This window comes from Pseudomonas abieticivorans (assembly GCF_023509015.1).
GTDB classification, from domain to species: domain Bacteria; phylum Pseudomonadota; class Gammaproteobacteria; order Pseudomonadales; family Pseudomonadaceae; genus Aquipseudomonas; species Aquipseudomonas abieticivorans.
In genome coordinates, this window is sequence record NZ_CP094975.1 from 1,971,874 (window position 1) to 1,989,051 (window position 17,178).

The 17,178-nt window shown below is 60.7% G+C and carries 15 protein-coding genes and 1 pseudogene; 2 read left to right on the forward strand and 14 right to left on the reverse strand.

Annotated elements, in window-relative coordinates; genetic code table 11:
• Positions 1 to 156 precede the first annotated feature (156 nt).
• From hflC to L9B60_RS08930, 9 genes are all read right to left on the reverse strand, one after another.
• On the reverse strand, positions 157 to 1,026 hold the full coding sequence (gene hflC, locus L9B60_RS08890; protein WP_249678119.1) for a protease modulator HflC: 870 nt from the start codon (positions 1,024 to 1,026) through the stop codon (positions 157 to 159).
• Positions 1,026 to 2,201 carry an FtsH protease activity modulator HflK gene (gene hflK, locus L9B60_RS08895; protein WP_249678120.1) on the reverse strand — a complete coding sequence of 392 codons (1,176 nt, stop codon included), beginning with the start codon at positions 2,199 to 2,201 and terminating at the stop codon, positions 1,026 to 1,028. The genes hflC and hflK overlap by 1 nt, the downstream gene beginning before the upstream one ends.
• A 96-nt stretch (positions 2,202 to 2,297) precedes the next feature.
• Positions 2,298 to 3,599, reverse strand: a complete 1,302-nt coding sequence (gene hflX, locus L9B60_RS08900; RefSeq protein ID WP_249678121.1) for a ribosome rescue GTPase HflX — start codon at positions 3,597 to 3,599, stop codon at positions 2,298 to 2,300.
• 12 nt (positions 3,600 to 3,611) lie between these two features.
• The gene (hfq, locus tag L9B60_RS08905) at positions 3,612 to 3,872 is read right to left on the reverse strand and encodes an RNA chaperone Hfq (protein WP_136478409.1); all 261 of its coding nucleotides are present in this window, start codon (positions 3,870 to 3,872) and stop codon (positions 3,612 to 3,614) included.
• Positions 3,873 to 3,966: 94 nt separating this feature from the next.
• A complete protein-coding gene (miaA, locus tag L9B60_RS08910) occupies positions 3,967 to 4,938 on the reverse strand; it encodes a tRNA (adenosine(37)-N6)-dimethylallyltransferase MiaA (RefSeq protein WP_249678122.1) in 972 nt (323 codons plus the stop codon).
• Between the two features lie 2 nt (positions 4,939 to 4,940).
• Positions 4,941 to 6,839, reverse strand: coding sequence for a DNA mismatch repair endonuclease MutL (mutL, locus tag L9B60_RS08915; RefSeq protein ID WP_249678123.1), 1,899 nt, complete (start codon positions 6,837 to 6,839; stop codon positions 4,941 to 4,943).
• A complete protein-coding gene (locus tag L9B60_RS08920; RefSeq protein WP_283780586.1) occupies positions 6,836 to 8,248 on the reverse strand; it encodes an N-acetylmuramoyl-L-alanine amidase in 1,413 nt (470 codons plus the stop codon). Before L9B60_RS08920 ends, mutL begins: the two co-directional genes overlap by 4 nt.
• 17 nt (positions 8,249 to 8,265) lie before the next feature.
• On the reverse strand, positions 8,266 to 8,736 hold the full coding sequence (tsaE, locus tag L9B60_RS08925) for a tRNA (adenosine(37)-N6)-threonylcarbamoyltransferase complex ATPase subunit type 1 TsaE (RefSeq protein WP_249678125.1): 471 nt from the start codon (positions 8,734 to 8,736) through the stop codon (positions 8,266 to 8,268).
• The gene (locus tag L9B60_RS08930; protein ID WP_249678126.1) at positions 8,724 to 10,223 is read right to left on the reverse strand and encodes an NAD(P)H-hydrate dehydratase; all 1,500 of its coding nucleotides are present in this window, start codon (positions 10,221 to 10,223) and stop codon (positions 8,724 to 8,726) included. Before L9B60_RS08930 ends, tsaE begins: the two co-directional genes overlap by 13 nt.
• Before the next feature lie 66 nt (positions 10,224 to 10,289).
• On the opposite strand from L9B60_RS08930, the gene queG reads away from it, so the two are divergent.
• Positions 10,290 to 11,363: a tRNA epoxyqueuosine(34) reductase QueG gene (gene queG / locus L9B60_RS08935; RefSeq protein WP_249678127.1), complete on the forward strand. Its 1,074-nt coding sequence runs from the start codon at positions 10,290 to 10,292 to the stop codon at positions 11,361 to 11,363.
• Here queG and L9B60_RS08940 read toward each other — a convergent pair.
• From L9B60_RS08940 to L9B60_RS08955, 4 genes are all read right to left on the reverse strand, one after another.
• Positions 11,345 to 11,956 (reverse strand): trimeric intracellular cation channel family protein, encoded by a 612-nt coding sequence (locus L9B60_RS08940; RefSeq protein WP_249678128.1) that lies wholly within the window; start codon positions 11,954 to 11,956, stop codon positions 11,345 to 11,347. The two genes, queG and L9B60_RS08940, sit on opposite strands and share 19 nt — an antisense overlap.
• Positions 11,957 to 12,037: 81 nt before the next feature.
• Complete coding sequence (locus L9B60_RS08945) at positions 12,038 to 12,829, reverse strand: iron-sulfur cluster-binding domain-containing protein (protein WP_249678129.1); 792 nt, start codon at positions 12,827 to 12,829, stop codon at positions 12,038 to 12,040.
• Positions 12,830 to 13,156: 327 nt separating this feature from the next.
• Positions 13,157 to 14,062, reverse strand: a complete 906-nt coding sequence (locus L9B60_RS08950; RefSeq protein WP_249678130.1) for a diiron oxygenase — start codon at positions 14,060 to 14,062, stop codon at positions 13,157 to 13,159.
• A 544-nt stretch (positions 14,063 to 14,606) separates the two neighbouring features.
• Complete coding sequence (locus L9B60_RS08955; RefSeq protein ID WP_249678131.1) at positions 14,607 to 15,302, reverse strand: glutamine amidotransferase; 696 nt, start codon at positions 15,300 to 15,302, stop codon at positions 14,607 to 14,609.
• Between the two features lie 28 nt (positions 15,303 to 15,330).
• Here L9B60_RS08955 and L9B60_RS08960 point away from each other — a divergent pair, with 28 nt between their 5' ends.
• Positions 15,331 to 16,632: an aminotransferase class I/II-fold pyridoxal phosphate-dependent enzyme gene (locus L9B60_RS08960; protein WP_249678132.1), complete on the forward strand. Its 1,302-nt coding sequence runs from the start codon at positions 15,331 to 15,333 to the stop codon at positions 16,630 to 16,632.
• Here the strand turns inward: L9B60_RS08960 and orn are convergent.
• Positions 16,629 to 17,172, reverse strand: a pseudogene (orn, locus tag L9B60_RS08965) (oligoribonuclease). The gene L9B60_RS08960 and the pseudogene orn overlap by 4 nt on opposite strands.
• Between the last annotated feature and the right edge of the window lie 6 nt (positions 17,173 to 17,178).

Here is a 17,178-nt window from a genome sequence, read left to right on the forward strand (position 1 = left end):
GAAAACGCTTTTGAAACACTTCGCAAAAGACAACCTTGACTCGGCTATCTATCTTGCAGACGCAAAAAAGCCGGGAATTTCCCGGCTGCCGCATCATAACACGTTTTACAAAATGATCACCCCGCCGGGCGTTTTAGCCGCCCGGCGGGTGAGTCATCAAGGCTTGTACTTTTCCATGAAGCGGAAGAAATCGCTGCTCGGGTCGAGCACCAACACATCGCTTTTGCTGGAGAAGCTTTGACGATAAGCCTGCAGGCTGCGGTAGAAGGAGTAAAACTCCTGGTCCGTGCCGTATGCCTTGGCGTAGATGGCAGCAGCCTGGGCATCACCATCACCACGGGCCTCTTCAGACTCGCGATAGGCTTCTGCCAGCAACACGCGGCGCTGACGATCGGCGTCGGCACGGATGCCTTCGGCCAGCTCGTTACCCTTGGCGCGGTGCTCGCGAGCTTCACGCTCACGCTCGGTGCTCATGCGCTCGAACACGCTGCGGTTGACTTCCTTGGGCAGGTCGATGGCCTTGACGCGAACGTCGACCACTTCGATACCCAGCTCGTCGCCGGCCATTTTATTCAGCGATTCGGTGATCCCGGCCATCAGTTCGTCCCGTTGACCGGAAACCACTTCATGCAGGGTGCGCTTGCCGAACTGGTCGCGCAGGCCCGATTCCAGACGACGGGAAAGACGGTCGTCGGCAATCTGCTTCATACCCGAAGTCGCGGTGTAGAAACGCTCAGCGTCCTTCACCCGCCACTTGGCGTAGGCATCCACCATGACGGCTTTCTTTTCCAGGGTCAGGAAACGCTGGGTCGGAGCATCCAGGGTCATCAGGCGTGCGTCGAACTTGCGCACCTGGTTAACGTACGGCACTTTCACGTGCAGGCCTGGCTGCACATCGGCCTGAACCACACGGCCGAATTGCAGCAGCACGGCACGTTCGGTTTGCGCGACGATGTAGAAGCTGTTCCACGCAACGATACCCAGCACCACCGCGAGGATCAGGGCGATCAGTGATTTATTGCCCATCAGCGACTCTCCCTTGAACGCAGCTCACGCTGTTGGTTTTGCAGATCGGCGGCGGCGCGAGCGCCTGCATCGTTGGCTGGCGCAGCAGGGGCTGCGGCAGGCGCGGTGTTGTTGCGGCTGCCATCGGTCATTTTGTCCAGCGGCAGGTAGATCAGATTGCTCTGGCCTTTCTGGCTGCTGACCAAAACTTTACTGGTGTTGCTGTAAACGTCCTGCATGGTTTCCAGGTACAGACGCTCACGCGTCACTTCCGGAGCCTTGCGGTATTCGGTTAGCAGCTTGGTAAAGCGGTCTGCCTCACCCTTGGCACGGGATACCACCTCATCGCGGTAGCCGTTAGCGTCTTCGATGATGCGCTGGGCCTGACCACGCGCTTCCGGCACGACGCCGTTGGCATAGGTTTCCGCCTGGTTGCGCGAACGCTGCTCGTCTTCACGGGCACGGATCACGTCATCGAATGCTTCTTGCACTTCACGCGGAGCGGCAGCGCTCTGCACGTTGACCTGGGTAATGGTGATACCGGTCTTGTAGGTGTCCATGAAGCCCTGCAGGCGCTTCTTGATCTCGCTGGCCATCAGCTCGCGGCCTTCGGTCAGCACCTGGTCCATGTTGGTGGAACCCACCACGTGGCGCAGGGCGCTGTCGGTCGCATGCTGCAGGCTGACTTCAGGCTGATCAACGTTCAGCACGAAATCCTGCAGGTTAGTCACTTTGTATTGCACGGTCAGCGGCACTTCGACGATGTTCTCGTCTTCGGTGAGCATCTGGCCCTGCTTGGTGTACGTACGCTCACGCGTCACGTTTTCCAGGTACTTGCGGTCGATGGGCGGGAAATAGATATTCAGACCCGCACCGACCGTTTCGTAGTACTTGCCGAAGCGCAGCACTACGGCCTGCTCCTGCTCGTCGACCACGTAAATGGCGCTGTACAGCCAAATGGCAGCGAGCACGACCAGGCCAATCCCGAGCAGGCCGAAGCCACCGCCCCTGGACGAACCTGAACCACCCCCATCACCACTGCGTTTTTTACCACCGCCGAACAAACCGTTCAGGCTTTCCTGCAGCTTACGGAAGGCCTCGTCGAGATCCGGTGGCCCCTTGCGGTCGCCCCCACGGCGTTTACCACCCCAAGGATCCTGATTGTTCGAGTTGCCACCCGGCTCATTCCAAGCCATAGCGCTCTCCATCTGATAAAGCAAAGACGCACCCACGGCGCGCCGACCAATGCTACAGAATGCCTGTGCTCGCGGCACAACCGCTTTGCCAGGCTTTTATTGCAAAGTGTGTTGCTCGATGAACTCCAGCGGCTTCATCCCTTCACGGCTGACCAGTCGATTGAGCTCCACGCGCGGCAGACGAACCGCCAGCAGGCTGACGCCCTCGTCATCATGGGTCTCGCTTTGAACAGCCCCCAATTCGAAAAACGCCGCCCGCAAACGCCCCAGGCGCTGTGGCAAGCGTAGCGTGGCGACGAACAGGTCGTCGCCCAACAGTTCGGCCACGGCCTGCTTGACCAGGTCCAGGCCCCGCCCGTCACGGGCCGACACCCAGACCCGCTGCGGCTTGCCATCGGCGTCACGCTGGATCTGCGGCTCTACGCCTTCGAGCAGGTCGAGTTTGTTATACACCTCCAGGATCGGCAAGCCTTGCGCGCCGATCTCGGTGAGTACTGCCATGACCTGCTCGATCTGCGCCATGCGCTCCGGCTCATGGGCATCAATCACGTGCAGCAGCAAGTCAGAGTTGCTCGACTCTTCGAGCGTAGCCCGGAAAGCCTCGACCAGCTTGTGCGGCAAGTGACGAATGAAACCCACGGTATCGGCGAGGATCACCGGCCCAAGGTCGTTGAGCTCGAGGCGACGCAGGGTCGGGTCGAGGGTGGCGAACAGTTGGTCGGCGGCGTAGACGTCCGATTGAGTAACGGCATTGAACAGGGTCGATTTGCCGGCGTTGGTGTAGCCCACCAGCGATACCGAAGGAATATCGGCACGACGACGGCCCCGCCGAGCCTGCTCGCGCTGGCTGCGCACCTTGTCCAGGCGGGCCTTGATCTGCCGCAGGCGAACCCGCAACAGGCGCCGGTCGGTTTCCAGCTGGGTTTCACCCGGGCCACGCAGGCCAATACCGCCCTTCTGGCGTTCAAGGTGAGTCCAGCCACGGACCAGCCGCGTGCTCATGTGCTCGAGCTGGGCCAGTTCGACCTGCAGCTTGCCTTCATGGGTACGCGCCCGTTGGGCGAAAATATCGAGAATCAAACCGGTACGGTCCAGCACGCGGCACTCGAACACGCGTTCGAGGTTACGTTCCTGGCTGGGCGTAAGGGTGTGATTGAAAATGACCAAATCTACCTGTTCGGCTTTGACTCGGTCGCGCAACTCCTCGACCTTGCCGCTGCCAATCAGGTATTTGGCTGTAGGCTGATGACGCGTTACGGTAACGAACGCGACTGTTTCGGCGCCGGCAGAAACTGCCAGCTCCTGAAACTCCTGCGGGTCTTCGCGCGCCTCAGGGTCCTGGCCATCCAAATGAACGAGGATCGCCCGTTCACCACCACCGTGGCGCTCAAAGAACAAAGCAGACTCCTATCAGGCGTTACCTGGCTCAGAGTCGCCGTGCTCGGACTCGGTTGCGCTAGGCAGACGAATCGGGCGCACAGGTACTACTGTCGAGATAGCGTGCTTGTAAACCATCTGGCTGACGGTGTTTTTCAACAGGATAACGAACTGGTCGAACGACTCGATCGTGCCCTGCAGCTTGATACCGTTGACCAGATAGATCGAAACCCCAACCTTTTCTTTACGCAAAGTATTCAAGTAAGGGTCTTGTAGCGAATGCCCTTTTGACATGTGCCGCACTCCTTTAAGGATCAATAGTAAGAAAATCAGAAATTTGATGGCTTAAGCCGCCCCACCCCCAAGGATAGACGGCAATTGCAACGACTCAGCTCAATATGGAGGCCGATCCGAGGTATTTCAAGGTGCGTGGCAGATTGTCACATGCAAGGCTGTCCAACCAGTGAAGATCAGCCCAACTGCGCAACCAGGTAAATTGCCGCTTCGCCAATTGGCGAGTGGCAATAACGCCGCGCTCCTGCATTTCAATCGAGCTTAGCTTGCCATCCAGATGATCCCAGACTTGGCGGTAACCCACTGCACGTATAGACGGCAGCCCCGCATGCAAGTCACTTCGTGCACGCAGTGCTCTGACCTCATCAACGAAGCCCTGTTCCAGCATCTGCGAAAAACGCAGGGCGATCCGTTCGTGCAGCACCTGCCGATCTTGTGGCGCGATCGCCAGGCTGGCGACAGTATAGGGCAATTGTTTGCCCGCCGAAGCGCCTGCGTCGGTACTTTGCGCAGATTGACGGGCGCGCAGGTCGGTCATGGTCATGCCGCTCACTCGGTAAACCTCCAGCGCACGGATCAGGCGCTGGGGGTCATTGGGGTGAATACGCGCAGCCGAGACCGGATCCACGGCCGCCAATTCGTCGTGCAAGGCTTGCCAGCCCTGGGCTTGCGCCTGTGCCTCCAATTGCCCACGCACATCCGCATCGGCAGGCGGCATGTCGGCCAAACCTTCAAGTAATGCCTTGAAATACAACATGGTGCCGCCCACCAGCAACGGAATGTTGCCACGTGCGGTGATTTCGGCCATTGCCACCAGGGCGTCGGTACGAAAATCAGCGGCCGAGTAGCTCTGCGCCGGGTCGAGGATGTCGATCAGCCGGTGTGGGTACTGGGCCAACAGGTCTTTGGAGGGCTTGGCAGTGCCGATGTCCATGCCCCGGTAGACCAGCGCCGAATCGACACTGATCAGTTCGCACGGCAAGACCTTGGTCAGCTCGATGGCAAGGTCGGTCTTGCCGGCCGCAGTAGGACCCATCAGGAAGATGGCAGGGGGTAACGCACTCATGATCAACGGCCGCGCAGGAAAAGTTTGTCCAGATCGTCCAGGCCCATCTGGGTCCAGGTCGGTCGGCCGTGGTTGCATTGGCCGCTGCGCTCGGTGTTTTCCATGTCGCGCAGCAGGCCGTTCATTTCCGGGATCGCCAGGCGCCGGTTGGCGCGGATGGCACCGTGGCAGGCCATGGTACCCAGCAACTCGTTCAGGTGTGCCTGGATCCGGTCACTGGTGCCGTATTCCATCAAGTCGGCCAGCACGTCATGCACCAGCCGATTGGCCTCGGCCTGCTTGAGCAGCGCCGGGATCTGCCGAATGGCCAGGCTTTCCGGGCCCAGGCGTTGCAGCTCGAAGCCCAGGCGCTGGAACCACACCGCATGCTCTTCGGCGCAATCGGCTTCGCGCTGGCTGACGGCAATGGACTCGGGCACCAACAGCGGCTGGCCGCTCAGGCCTTCGCTGGCCATGGCGATTTTCAGGCGCTCGTACATGATGCGCTCGTGGGCGGCGTGCATGTCGACCAGCACCAGGCCCTGGGCGTTTTCCGACAATATGTAGATACCCTTGAGCTGCGCCAAGGCGTAACCCAACGGCGGTATGTCGCCCTGGCCCTGAGGCAAGGTCAGGGCCGCCTCTGCCGCATTGGGCAAGGGCGCAAAGAATTCACGGTAGGCCGCCTGCGCCTCGGCCGCGGGGTAAGGCTGGGCGGGGCGCGGCACATATTGGTAGCCGGCGCCGGCCCCTGGGTTGTAACTGCTCGCCTGCGGTTGCTGGGCCGGTTGCTCCAACAGGTTGGCGGCCAGGCGCATTTCGCCCTGGGGGCCGAACTCGCCTGCAGCCGTACCGGTCAGGCGTGGCGCAACTTCACCGGCCGGCGCCGCCGAAGCCAGGTGGTCTTCCGGGCGCACGTCCGCCAGGGCGCGGTGCAACGTGCCGTAGAGGAAGTCGTGCACCATGCGCCCGTCACGAAAGCGCACTTCATGCTTGGTAGGGTGCACATTGACGTCGACGCCGGTGGGATCGACCTCCAGGAACAGGACGAAGGTCGGGTGCCGGCCGTTGAACAACACGTCGCGGTAGGCCTGGCGTACCGCGTGGGCCACCAGTTTGTCGCGCACCGCGCGGCCGTTGACGAAAAAGTACTGCAAGTCGGCCTGGCTGCGCGAAAAGGTCGGCAAACCGACCCAACCCCACAGGTGCAGGCCGTTGCGTTCAATCTCGATCGGCATCGCCTGCTCAAGGAAGCCCGAGCCACAGATCGAGGCCACGCGCCGGGCGCGGGCGATCTCGTCCTTGGCCTCGTGCAAACTGAGGATGGTCTTGCCGTTGTGCCGCAGGTGGAACGCCACGTCAAACCGGGCCAGCGCCAGGCGCTTGATCACTTCCTGCAGGTGGTCAAATTCGGTTTTTTCGGTCTTGAGAAACTTACGCCGCGCCGGGGTATTGAAAAACAGGTCACGCACTTCCACCGATGTGCCAACGGGGTGAGCGGCCGGCTGCACGCGCGGGGCCATGTCGCGGCCTTCGGTCTCCACTTGCCAGGCCTGATCGGCATCGCGGGTGCGGGAGGTCAGGGTCAGGCGGGCCACAGAGCTGATAGACGCCAATGCCTCACCACGAAAGCCCAGGCTCATCACTCGCTCCAGGTCTTCCAGGTCGCGAATCTTGCTGGTGGCGTGACGGGCCAGGGCCAGCGGCAGGTCATCGGATGAGATGCCGCCGCCGTCGTCGCGCACCCGCAGCAGCTTGACGCCGCCCTGCTCGACTTCGACATCGATGCGCTTGGCACCGGAGTCCAGGCTGTTTTCCAGCAACTCCTTGATCACCGAAGCCGGGCGCTCGACCACCTCGCCGGCGGCAATCTGGTTGGCCAGGCGGGGGCTGAGCAGCTCGATACGGGCCGAAGTGGTCATGGTTGCGACGCCAGGGTGGTGCCCGGGATTTCCAGGGTCTGGCCGATTTTCAGCTCATCGCTCTGCAGTTTGTTGACACTGCGCAGGGTGGCCGGGCTGACCTGATAGCGCACGGCGATCATCGCCAGGGTTTCCCCCGAGCGCACCACGTGGTCGCTCGGCCCGCGGGCGATCTTGCCACTGTCACGCAGCCAGGCAATGTAGGTACCCGGCGGCGGGTTCTGCTGGAAGAACTGCCGCACGCCGCTGGCAATCGACTTGGCCAGAGCTTGTTGGTGGCCAGAAGACTGCAGCTTGTTGGCTTCGTTGGCGTTGGAGATGAACCCGGTTTCCACCAGGATCGACGGGATGTCCGGCGACTTGAGCACCATGAACCCGGCCTGCTCGACCCGACGCTTGTGCAGCGGCGTGACCCGGCCAATGTTGCTTAACACTTTCTGGCCGACGTTGAGGCTGGAGGTCAGCGACGCAGTCATCGACAGGTCCAGCAGCACGCCTGCGAGCATGCGGTCCTTGTCGTCCAGGCTCACGGCACCGGCACCACCGATCAAGTCGGAGCGGTTTTCACTGTCTGCCAGCCAACGCGCGGTTTCCGAGGTGGCGCCACGCTCAGACAGGGCGAACACCGACGCCCCGAACGCCGCCGACGACGGCGCGGCATCCGCATGGATCGAGACGAACAGGTCGGCGCCCTTCTTGCGGGCGATCTCGGTACGCCCACGCAACGGGATGAAATAGTCGCCGGTACGGGTGAGCACGGCGGTAAAGCCTTTTTCACCGTTGATTTGGCGCTGCAGCTCCTTGGCGATGGCCAATACCACGTCTTTTTCGTGCTGGCCGCGCGAACCCGAGGCACCTGGGTCTTCGCCACCGTGGCCGGCATCGATGGCCACGATGATGTCGCGTTTGCCGTTCGGTACCGGTTCCAGCTTGATCGACGGCTGCGACGGCGTGACCGGCACCGCCGGCGTGGTCGCCACGGTGGGCTCCGGCGGCGCAGGCGCGGCATCGGCGGGGTTGTCGAACAGGTCGACCACCAGGCGGTTGCCGTATTGCTGGTTGGGCGCCAGGGAGAAACTTTTCGGGGTGACGGCCTTTTTCAGGTCGATCACCACCCGCAGGTCGGTCGGCGTGCGTTGCGCCGAGCGCATGCTGGTGATGGGCGTGTTGGCGGTAGACACCTGCAAGGGCGCCGCCAGGGTGGCACCGTTGATGTCGATCACCAGGCGGTCTGGCGACGTCAGGGTGAACACGCTGTGCTGCACAGGGCCCGACAGGTCGAATACCAGCCGCGTGTTATCCGGAGCTCGCCACAAACGCACGCTCTTGACCTGCGTTGCAGCCACCGCGTTGATGGCCAAAGACGCCAACAACACCCCCACGATCGCGACCAGCGCGCGAATGCGCATACCAAACCCCACCAAAATTATTTGAATTCCTGTGCCAGAACGGCACACCACGACTCGCCACGCGAGCCCTGTGGCGACAAACTCAGCGAACGACCGCCCGCTTGGGCGCGTATGGTAATGGTCAGGTCAGGCTTTGGCAAAAAGCCTGCACCGCGCTGGGGCCATTCGATCAGGCAGAGAGCGTCCCCTTCAAAGTAATCCCGAATGCCAAGAAATTCCAGTTCTTCAGGATCGACAAGCCGATACAGATCAAAATGATAGGCGCGAAAGCTCTCGAACTCGTAAGGTTCTACCAGGGTAAAGGTCGGGCTCTTGACCGCGCCGGTGTGCCCCAGGCCCCGGATGATGCCTCTGGACAGCGTGGTTTTACCGGCCCCCAGGTCCCCTTCCAGGAAAATCACGCCCACGCCTTGTGTCACTTGGGCCAGGCGCCCGCCAAATTCGACCATGGCGCTTTCGTCAGCCAGGTGCAGCTCTACTTCAGACACGGTGCTTGTTCCTCGATTAACTGACGGATGGTGGGTATCAGATCGGTAGCGGCCATCCCCCGGCCCTGCCTACCTTGTATTTCGCCGGCGCGGGCGTGTAGCCACACGCCCAGGCAGGCAGCCTGGAACGGTGCCAGGCCTTGGGCCAGCAAAGCGCCCAGCAATCCGGCCAGCACATCGCCCAGGCCCGCCGTGGCCATGGCCGGATGGCCGTGATCGCACAGAGCGACCTGGCCATCGGCATCGGCGACCAGGCTGCCGGCGCCCTTGAGCACGCATACCGCCGAGTATTTCTTCGCCAATTGTTTCACGGCAGCCAGGCGGTCTGCCTGAACCTGCGCCGTGGTCACGCCCAGCAACCGTGCAGCCTCCCCCGGATGCGGGGTGATGATAGCGCCCGCTGGCAGCGTAAAGCCCTGGCTGGCCAGCAGATTAAGGGCATCGGCATCCCAGACCTGGGCTTTAGCGCTGTTGGCGGCCACCGACAGCAGGCTGCGCGCCCAACTGCCTTGGCCAAGGCCAGGCCCTACCACCAGCACGCTGGCGGCTTGGGCCATGCCCATCAATTGGTTGGCCGAATGAATGCCGGCCGTCATGACCTCTGGCAAACGGGCCAGGGCCGCCCCTACGTGTTCACTGCGGGTAGCCAGTGACACCATACCGGCACCACAGCGCAGCGCACTTTGCGCACTGAGCAGGGCCGCGCCACCAGTGCCGTGATCGCCACCGACTACCAGTACCCGGCCGAACAGGCCCTTATGGGCGGCTGGCGGGCGCGGCGCCAGTACCGGCAAGTTACGCGGATTCAGTCGCGTGGCCACGCCCTGGGCCTGGGCGACGATCGATGCATCGGCCTGCAGGTCGTCGAACAGCAGCGTGCCGACATAGTCCGGGGCCTGCCCCGTGAGCAAGCCGATCTTCACGCCGATGTACGTCACCGTCAGGCTAGCCCTGATGGCAACCCCCAGGACTTGCCCGGTGTCGGCGCTGAGCCCCGAGGGGATATCCACTGCAACCACGGGCTGGCCACTGGCATTGATCGCCTCGATGACCTCCAGGTAGGGCGCGCGTACCTCACCGGCCAAGCCGGTGCCGAGCAAAGCGTCGACGACGATCCCAGCCAACGGCACGCCAACGCCCCACGGTTGCACCGCAACATCCGCAGCCTTCGCCTCGCCGTAGGCCAAGGCAGCATCACCGACCAACTGCGCAGGGTCGCCCACTGCCAGCACGCTGACTTCCCAGCCAGACCGTTTGGCCAATGACGCAATCAGATAGCCATCGCCGGCATTGTTACCCCGTCCGGTCACCACGCAGACCTGGCGGGCCTCTGGCCACTGCCTGCGCAACGCCCGCCAGGTGGCATGGGCCGCACGCTGCATCAGCTCGAAACCGTCGGTACCTGCGGCGATCAGGGCACTATCCAGCGCCCGAACTTGGGCCGCGCTGTACAGAATGTCGGGCATCTCGTCATTTACCTGCGGCATGGGTCAGCTATCAGTGGCGATGTCTGGCAGAATTATACGCACCTCAGCTCCGGTTTCCTGCCTCGCATGTCTGCTTCTATCGTTGACCTCCCCGCCCTGGCCCTGTCGATCAAAGAATGGGGGCGCGAATTGGGCTTCCAGCAAGTCGGCATCGCGGGCGTGGAGCTGGGCGAGCATGAACAGCACCTGCAACGCTGGCTTGCGGCCGGCTACCACGGCGAAATGGACTACATGGGCGCCCACGGCAGCAAGCGCTCGCACCCTGAAGAGTTGGTGCCCGGCACCTTGCGCGTAGTGTCGCTGCGCATGGACTATTTACCCGGCGACACGGAAATGGCCCAGCGTTTGGCCCAACCGGAAAAAGCCTACGTATCGCGCTATGCCCTGGGCCGTGACTACCACAAGCTGATCCGCAAACGCGTACAGCAACTGGCCGAGCGAGTGCAGCAAGCCATCGGCCCGTTCGGCTACCGCGCGTTCGTCGACAGCGCCCCGGTACTGGAAAAAGCCATCGCCGAGCAGGCCGGCATCGGCTGGATCGGCAAGAACACCCTGGTGCTGAACCGCAAGGCTGGCAGCTACTTCTTCCTCAGCGAGCTGTTTGTCGACCTGCCGCTGCCCGTGGACCCGCCCCATGCCACCGAGCATTGCGGGCGCTGCACGGCATGCATGGACATCTGCCCAACCGCAGCGTTTGTCGGCCCATACGTACTGGATGCTCGGCGCTGCATCTCGTACCTGACGATCGAGCTTAAGACCGCCATCCCCGAAGACTTGCGGCCGCTAATTGGCAACCGGGTATTCGGCTGCGACGACTGCCAGATTGTCTGCCCCTGGAACCGCTTTGCCCGTCCATCGGCCGAGGCGGACTTCAAGCCCCGGCACAACCTGGACAACGCGCAGCTGGCCGAACTGTTCATGTGGGACGAAGCACACTTTTTGAGCAGTACCGAAGGTTCGCCCTTGCGCCGCGCAGGCTATGAGCGCTGGCTACGCAACCTGGCGGTGGGCCTGGGCAACGCACCGTCGAGCATCCCGGTGCTGGAGGCCCTGAAAGCGCGCCGCGAATACCCCTCGCAACTGGTCCGCGAGCACGTTGAATGGGCCCTGCAGCAACACGCTCAACGGTCGTCGTTGTAGACGAACTTGGGCATCTCCCAGTGAAAGCGGATCGCCAACAACCGGAACAGGAAACCTCCGAACAACGTGATCAAAATCGCCTGCTCATCCGGTACCGCTAGATACAGGCAGAGCAAATAGCACCAGGCTGCCGCGAAAGACACCGCAGCATACAGTTCACGGCGGAACACCAACGGGATGTCGTTGCAAAGAATATCCCGCAGAATACCGCCGAATACGCCGGTAATGACGCCGCAGATCGACGCAACCACCCGATCATGGCCCAGCTCCAGCGCGGTCATGCAGCCAATCAAGGTAAAAGCCACCAAGCCGATCGCATCCAGCACCAGGAACAGCGTACGCAGGCGCTTCATCAACGGCGCAATGAAGATGGTTATCAACGCGGCGACACTGGTCAACGCGAGGTACTCAGGGTGCTTGACCCAGGTCAGCGGATAATTGCCCAGCAGTACATCACGCACCGACCCTCCGCCCAAGGCAGTGACGCAGGCAATCAGCACCACGCCAAACCAATCCATGCCACGGCGGCCAGCGGAGAGCGCGCCGGTCATGGCTTCTGCGGTAATAGCGACGAGGTAAAGCATCAACAGCATGGCAGTGTATCCATCCAGGAAATTCAAATGTGCGGTGATGTGTTTTTCTTCGGCCTGGTGGATTGGACGGCACTCGCTGGGTCAATGCAACTCAAGCACGACATCCCCACCGTCCGGATAAGTACAACAGGCAAGCGCTATACCATCATTGCGCTCGGAGGGGCTGAGCGCGAAGTCTGCAACACGCCTGCATGATCCGGAAGCAATCGTCACCCGGCAACTGCCACAGATGCCCACGCGACACTGACTTCGAATACCGACCCCGTTATGTTCAAGCTCATCGAGTAACGTGCGCCCAGGGCGCAGGCCGAACTCTACACCCAAATTTTCGATCCGTAGCCGGCCGATTGCCTGCGTTGCTGGCACGCCTTGATCTGCGCTGACGGGTTCGGCAGTACTGAACGCCTCGACCAGGTAGACAGGCTCGCCATATACCTTGGCGGCGGCCGCTTGCTGCGCCAAGGCAAAGCCATGGCCACCGCAGACCACCACGGCGCCCGGAACCCCGAGCGCCGTCAAATCTTGCAAACACGGCCGGCCAGAATGAAATTGAGCGCTTTGGCTGCCGATGTTTTCCTGGGTGATGTGGAACCGAACACTGAACCAATCACTGCACAGGTCCAATCGCAGCAACTCGGCGACAAAAGGAATCGAGGTGATGGTCGGGCTGCACACCAGCAGCGATACACGGGGTACTTGCAGGCCCTGGCCGTGCCTCACTGCCAAGCCTCGAATCAGGGCCACCGGCAAGGTTATACCGATGCCACCCGCCAACATGACGACGTCTTCGTGAACGAGCAAGTGATCAACGGTGACGCTACCCTCGACACCCGTAGCGCACACCAAGCCCCCCTCTTTCAGGCTGTCGAACAATGCGTCGGAAACACCTTGGCGCCCCTCGCGCCTAATGGCCAACTCCACTCGGCCTGGGGACGGCAGGGCGACAATGGAATAACACCTTGTGCGCGAAATACCAGAGCAGTCCGGATACTCTAACGATAGGTATTTTCCAAGTTCAAGTTTTTCGCACCATCGAGCATCCAGAACGTCGAAAACAAATGAATTTATTTGCCGGGCCTCATGCCTTATCTGTATACAGCGTAAAAATAAGCGGCTGTCCACACTCACCTCCTGCAGGCAATAATAAGCGCACACCCTTATACATCTGAAGCGCGCCAGCTTTCTGTTTGGCAAACCCACTTAAAGGCCGATACGCTCCAGCAAGGTGTTGACAGAGTCCGTATAAACGTTGATTTCACCCAAGTCGCCGCAGTCTTCGATAATTGCTTGATAGTCATCAAGCCCCGCCAACAAAAATGCCTGCTTCCATGCGCCCAATTCATTATTTGCAAACATGCTGACGGCTTTTTTGATGACAGACTGTAAATACGCTTTTTCAGTGCGGGACAATTGATGAACGATGTCCGTGGCGACGAAGCTGAACACACTGGAATGACTCCATTCATCCATGGCGTGGGTTCGCGTGACCTCATGGCAGACCGTTTGAATCGAAGTGTCTTCTGCCATGGTTTTCAGATAATCAGTTATCAACGTTTCACTGGCACAGGCAATGCCAAAACGGGTCAGGCGTCGTTCCCACTCAGCCATGCAAGTAGACAGTAAATTGTCACGCCACGAGAGGAGGTTGAAGTTGGAAAAGTCCAGGTAAGGCATTTCTCGATTACGGTAGACATAATTGCAGGCGCTAATCGACATTTTGGTATGTAGCGCCTCGTCTAGCAAGGCTTGCGCCATGACCGCCTGAAGTATCTCACGGTTGGCGGAGCCCGGTGGCGGGGTTTTGATGATGTCCTCGCAGGCGGGCGTGACGATGTCGCACTCGATATAAATGGTTTTCAGGTTATAAATGACCCAGGCATAGGACAGGCAGTTTGACTTGACTTCAGGGGCCGCCCCGAGCCAGGCCTCATGTTGCCGGAAAGGCAGCAGTGACTCACTGAAGTCAGCCTTGAGCGGATCGAATAACAACTCTGCATAGGGCGTTTTCGGATTATTGACCGCCGCCCTTGTATCCCAAAGCGTCGACAATTTCTGAAGCATTTCACCTACGGCATCTTGCTGCTCGCGTTCATTATTATTGTCCATGCGTCCTTCCTTGGCGAATACCCCGGCCTGCCGCCAATAAAGCGACTGCGCTTACCGAGGGGTGGCAATTATATTAACGGCTCAGCTCCTGCCTGCAACGCCAAAAACTTAGTTTCAGACCCTTCCTACAGCTGCAACTCCACTTTCGCCAACTTCAGTGAAGCCTTCAAAAAATGGACTCGGCATACATCAACCGAACCCCTCGCCAGTAGATTCCAACAAGCGCTTTTCAGCACATTTCTTGAAGACCTCAACTTCATAACCTTGCACGCTTTCATAGCGCGACACAGTATCTTTCAAGATAGCCTTGGCATTGCAGCCTTCTATATTTATTTCGCACCAGCGCTGCTGATCATGCGAAGCCCTCACTCTGAATTAATTCATTTTTACTGACCCGCAGGAGGGCACAAGGGCAAGCGTGCGAACTCAATGAGTTCATCCAGGTTTAGGGCTTTTTCGTAAGGCAGGTGCACAATGGCCATTGCGGATAAGGCCGCCCTAGCAGCGTCAGCGAGACACCCGCGCACATGAACCCCGCCCCCCCTTATGCCAAATCCAGCCAGTCGCAGAATATGCCTTGGGCGATCGGCGCCAGCCGCGCCCCCAAAGCTTGGGCCTGGTCACGCAAGTCCACAGGCTCGATACCGGCCACTCCCAACTCGGCGGCATGCCCGACCAGCCAAGGCTCCAGGCAGAGAGGGTCGACCTCCAGGTGAAATTGCAGACCCAGTACGGCACTGCCCATGGAAAATGCCTGGTTCGGACAAATCGCCGTTCCCGCCAGCCGTTGGGCCCCCACCGGAATCTGGAACTGGTCACCATGCCAGTGCAGCACGGGCCAGCCTTCGGCCAGCGGCGCCAAATATGAACGCTGCCCCTTCTCGGTCAAGGTGACTGGGGCAAAGCCAATTTCCTTCACCCCCATCGAGCCGACCTGGCTGCCCAGCACCCGGGCAATCAACTGAGCGCCCAGGCAAATACCGAGTATTTTCCGACCGCTGTCCAGCCGTTTCCTGACCAGCGCCAACTCGTGCATCAGGAAGGGGTACTGTTGCTCGTCGAAAGCACCGATTGGGCCACCCAGCACCACCACCAGGTCGGGGCTGACGATATCGATAGCCGTCAGGTCGGCCAGCGTCGCATCAACGGTGTGCAGTTCATAACCTCGATGCTCCAGCACCGACTCAAGGGTCCCAAGGTTTTCGAATGCCAAGTGACGGATAATCAACGCGCTTTTCATTTTTGTACCAATACAATATAGTGAATGTATGAATACATTAATAACAAACGGCTCAAATGCTGTCGAGATTGCCGCCGCAATAGAGGCGAGTATCCGTAGTGGCGAATGGGCCAGCGATTACCAGCTGCCTTCGGTCAGAGCACTGGCGAAAACCCTGGGGGTCAGCCCGAATACGGTGGCTGCAGCCTTCAAGGCACTGCGCGATGCCGGCCTGGTGACCACGGATGGTCGAAGGGGTACTCGCATATCTGGAAATACAATACCTGCGCAAAGCCAGGCCGCCATCCCCTTGGGCCTGCACGATGTGGCCTCGGGCAATGTGGATGCGCAGTTGCTGCCACGTTACGACGCAAGCTGGTTCACTGAGTTGAACATGCCCAATGGGCACGACCTGCCGGGCGACGACCCTGCACTGCTGGCATTGGCAGGCCAATGGATGGCCGGACAGCATTTGCCGGGCGCTGACGTGGGGGTGTTCTGCGGTGCCCTGGACGCCATCGAACGGGCATTACGGCTCAAATGCCGACCCGGCCACAAGGTACTGGTCGAAGACCCTTGCTGGCCGCCCGTACTCGCACTGCTGGCCAGCTTGCGCCTCAAGGCCGTGCCGATGCTACTCGATGCCAACGGTGCACAGGTGCCTGAGGCGGCAGTTTTGTCGGATGCCAGCGCGGTCATTCTAACCCCCCGTGCACACAATCCGACGGGGCGCTCGTTCGATGCGCAACGCTGGCGGCAGTGGTCGGCGGCGTTGGCCGGCGCAGGGGATTTGCTGGTGGTGCTGGATGATCATTGGGGGCCCTTGAGCCGCGCGCCGGCGCCGGCCCTCCAACCACTGCCGCAGCGCTGGATGTACGTGCTCTCGACCAGCAAATTCCTCGGCCCGGACCTGCGCGTCTCACTTGTCAGCGCAGACTCGGCCAGCCTTTCGCAGATGCGCAATCAACAAGCGCTGGGGCCGCGCTGGGTGAGTTTGTTGTTGCAAAAGCTGGCAGCCCGATTGTGGCAGAAGATGCTCGACGGGCAATGCCTGGCCCGCGCAAGCGAGGACTACGCCGGACGCAGGCAACGCTTGAGTGATGCACTGGCGGCAGAGGGCGTGAGCGCCCAAACTGCCGGCGAGGGCTTGCACATTTGGCTGGCCGTGCAGGACGAAACCTCGGTGACCCAAGCATTAGCCTCGACCGGCTGGGCCGTGCAGGCCGGCGCACCGTTTCGCCTGAGCAGCCCGCCAGCCATACGTATCAGCCTGGGCACCGCAACCGACCTGCAAGCCTTTGCCCACGACTTGGCCAAGGCGCTGCAAGCGCCAAGACGCGCCGTGTACTAAGCCTTGATGAAATGCTTGCGGTAGTGCTGCAACTCGGCAATGGACTCGCGAATGTCGTCCAGCGCCAGGTGGCTGCCGCTTTTCTGGAAGCTGTCCTTGACCTCGGGTGCCCAGCGCGCGGCCAGCTCCTTGAGGGTAGAAACGTCGAGGTAGCGGTAGTGGAAGTAATTTTCCAGGGCGGGCATGTAGCGGTACAGGAAGCGACGATCCTGGCCGATGCTGTTGCCGCAGATCGGTGACTTGCCTTTCGGCACCCATTGCTCCAGGAAAGCGATGGTCTGCGCTTCGGCCTCGGCCATGCTGACCTTGCTTTCGCGCACGCGCTGGGTCAGGCCAGAGCCGCCGTGGGTGCGCACGTTCCATTCGTCCATGATCGCCAGGGTTTCATCGCTGTGATGGATGGCGAATACCGGGCCTTCGGCCAAGGTATTGAGGTCGCTGTCGGTGACAATCGTCGCGATTTCAATGATGACGTCCGCGGTCGGGGTCCAGACCGGTCATTTCCAGGTCGATCCAGATAAGGTTCTGTGGGTTTTGCATGGTTCT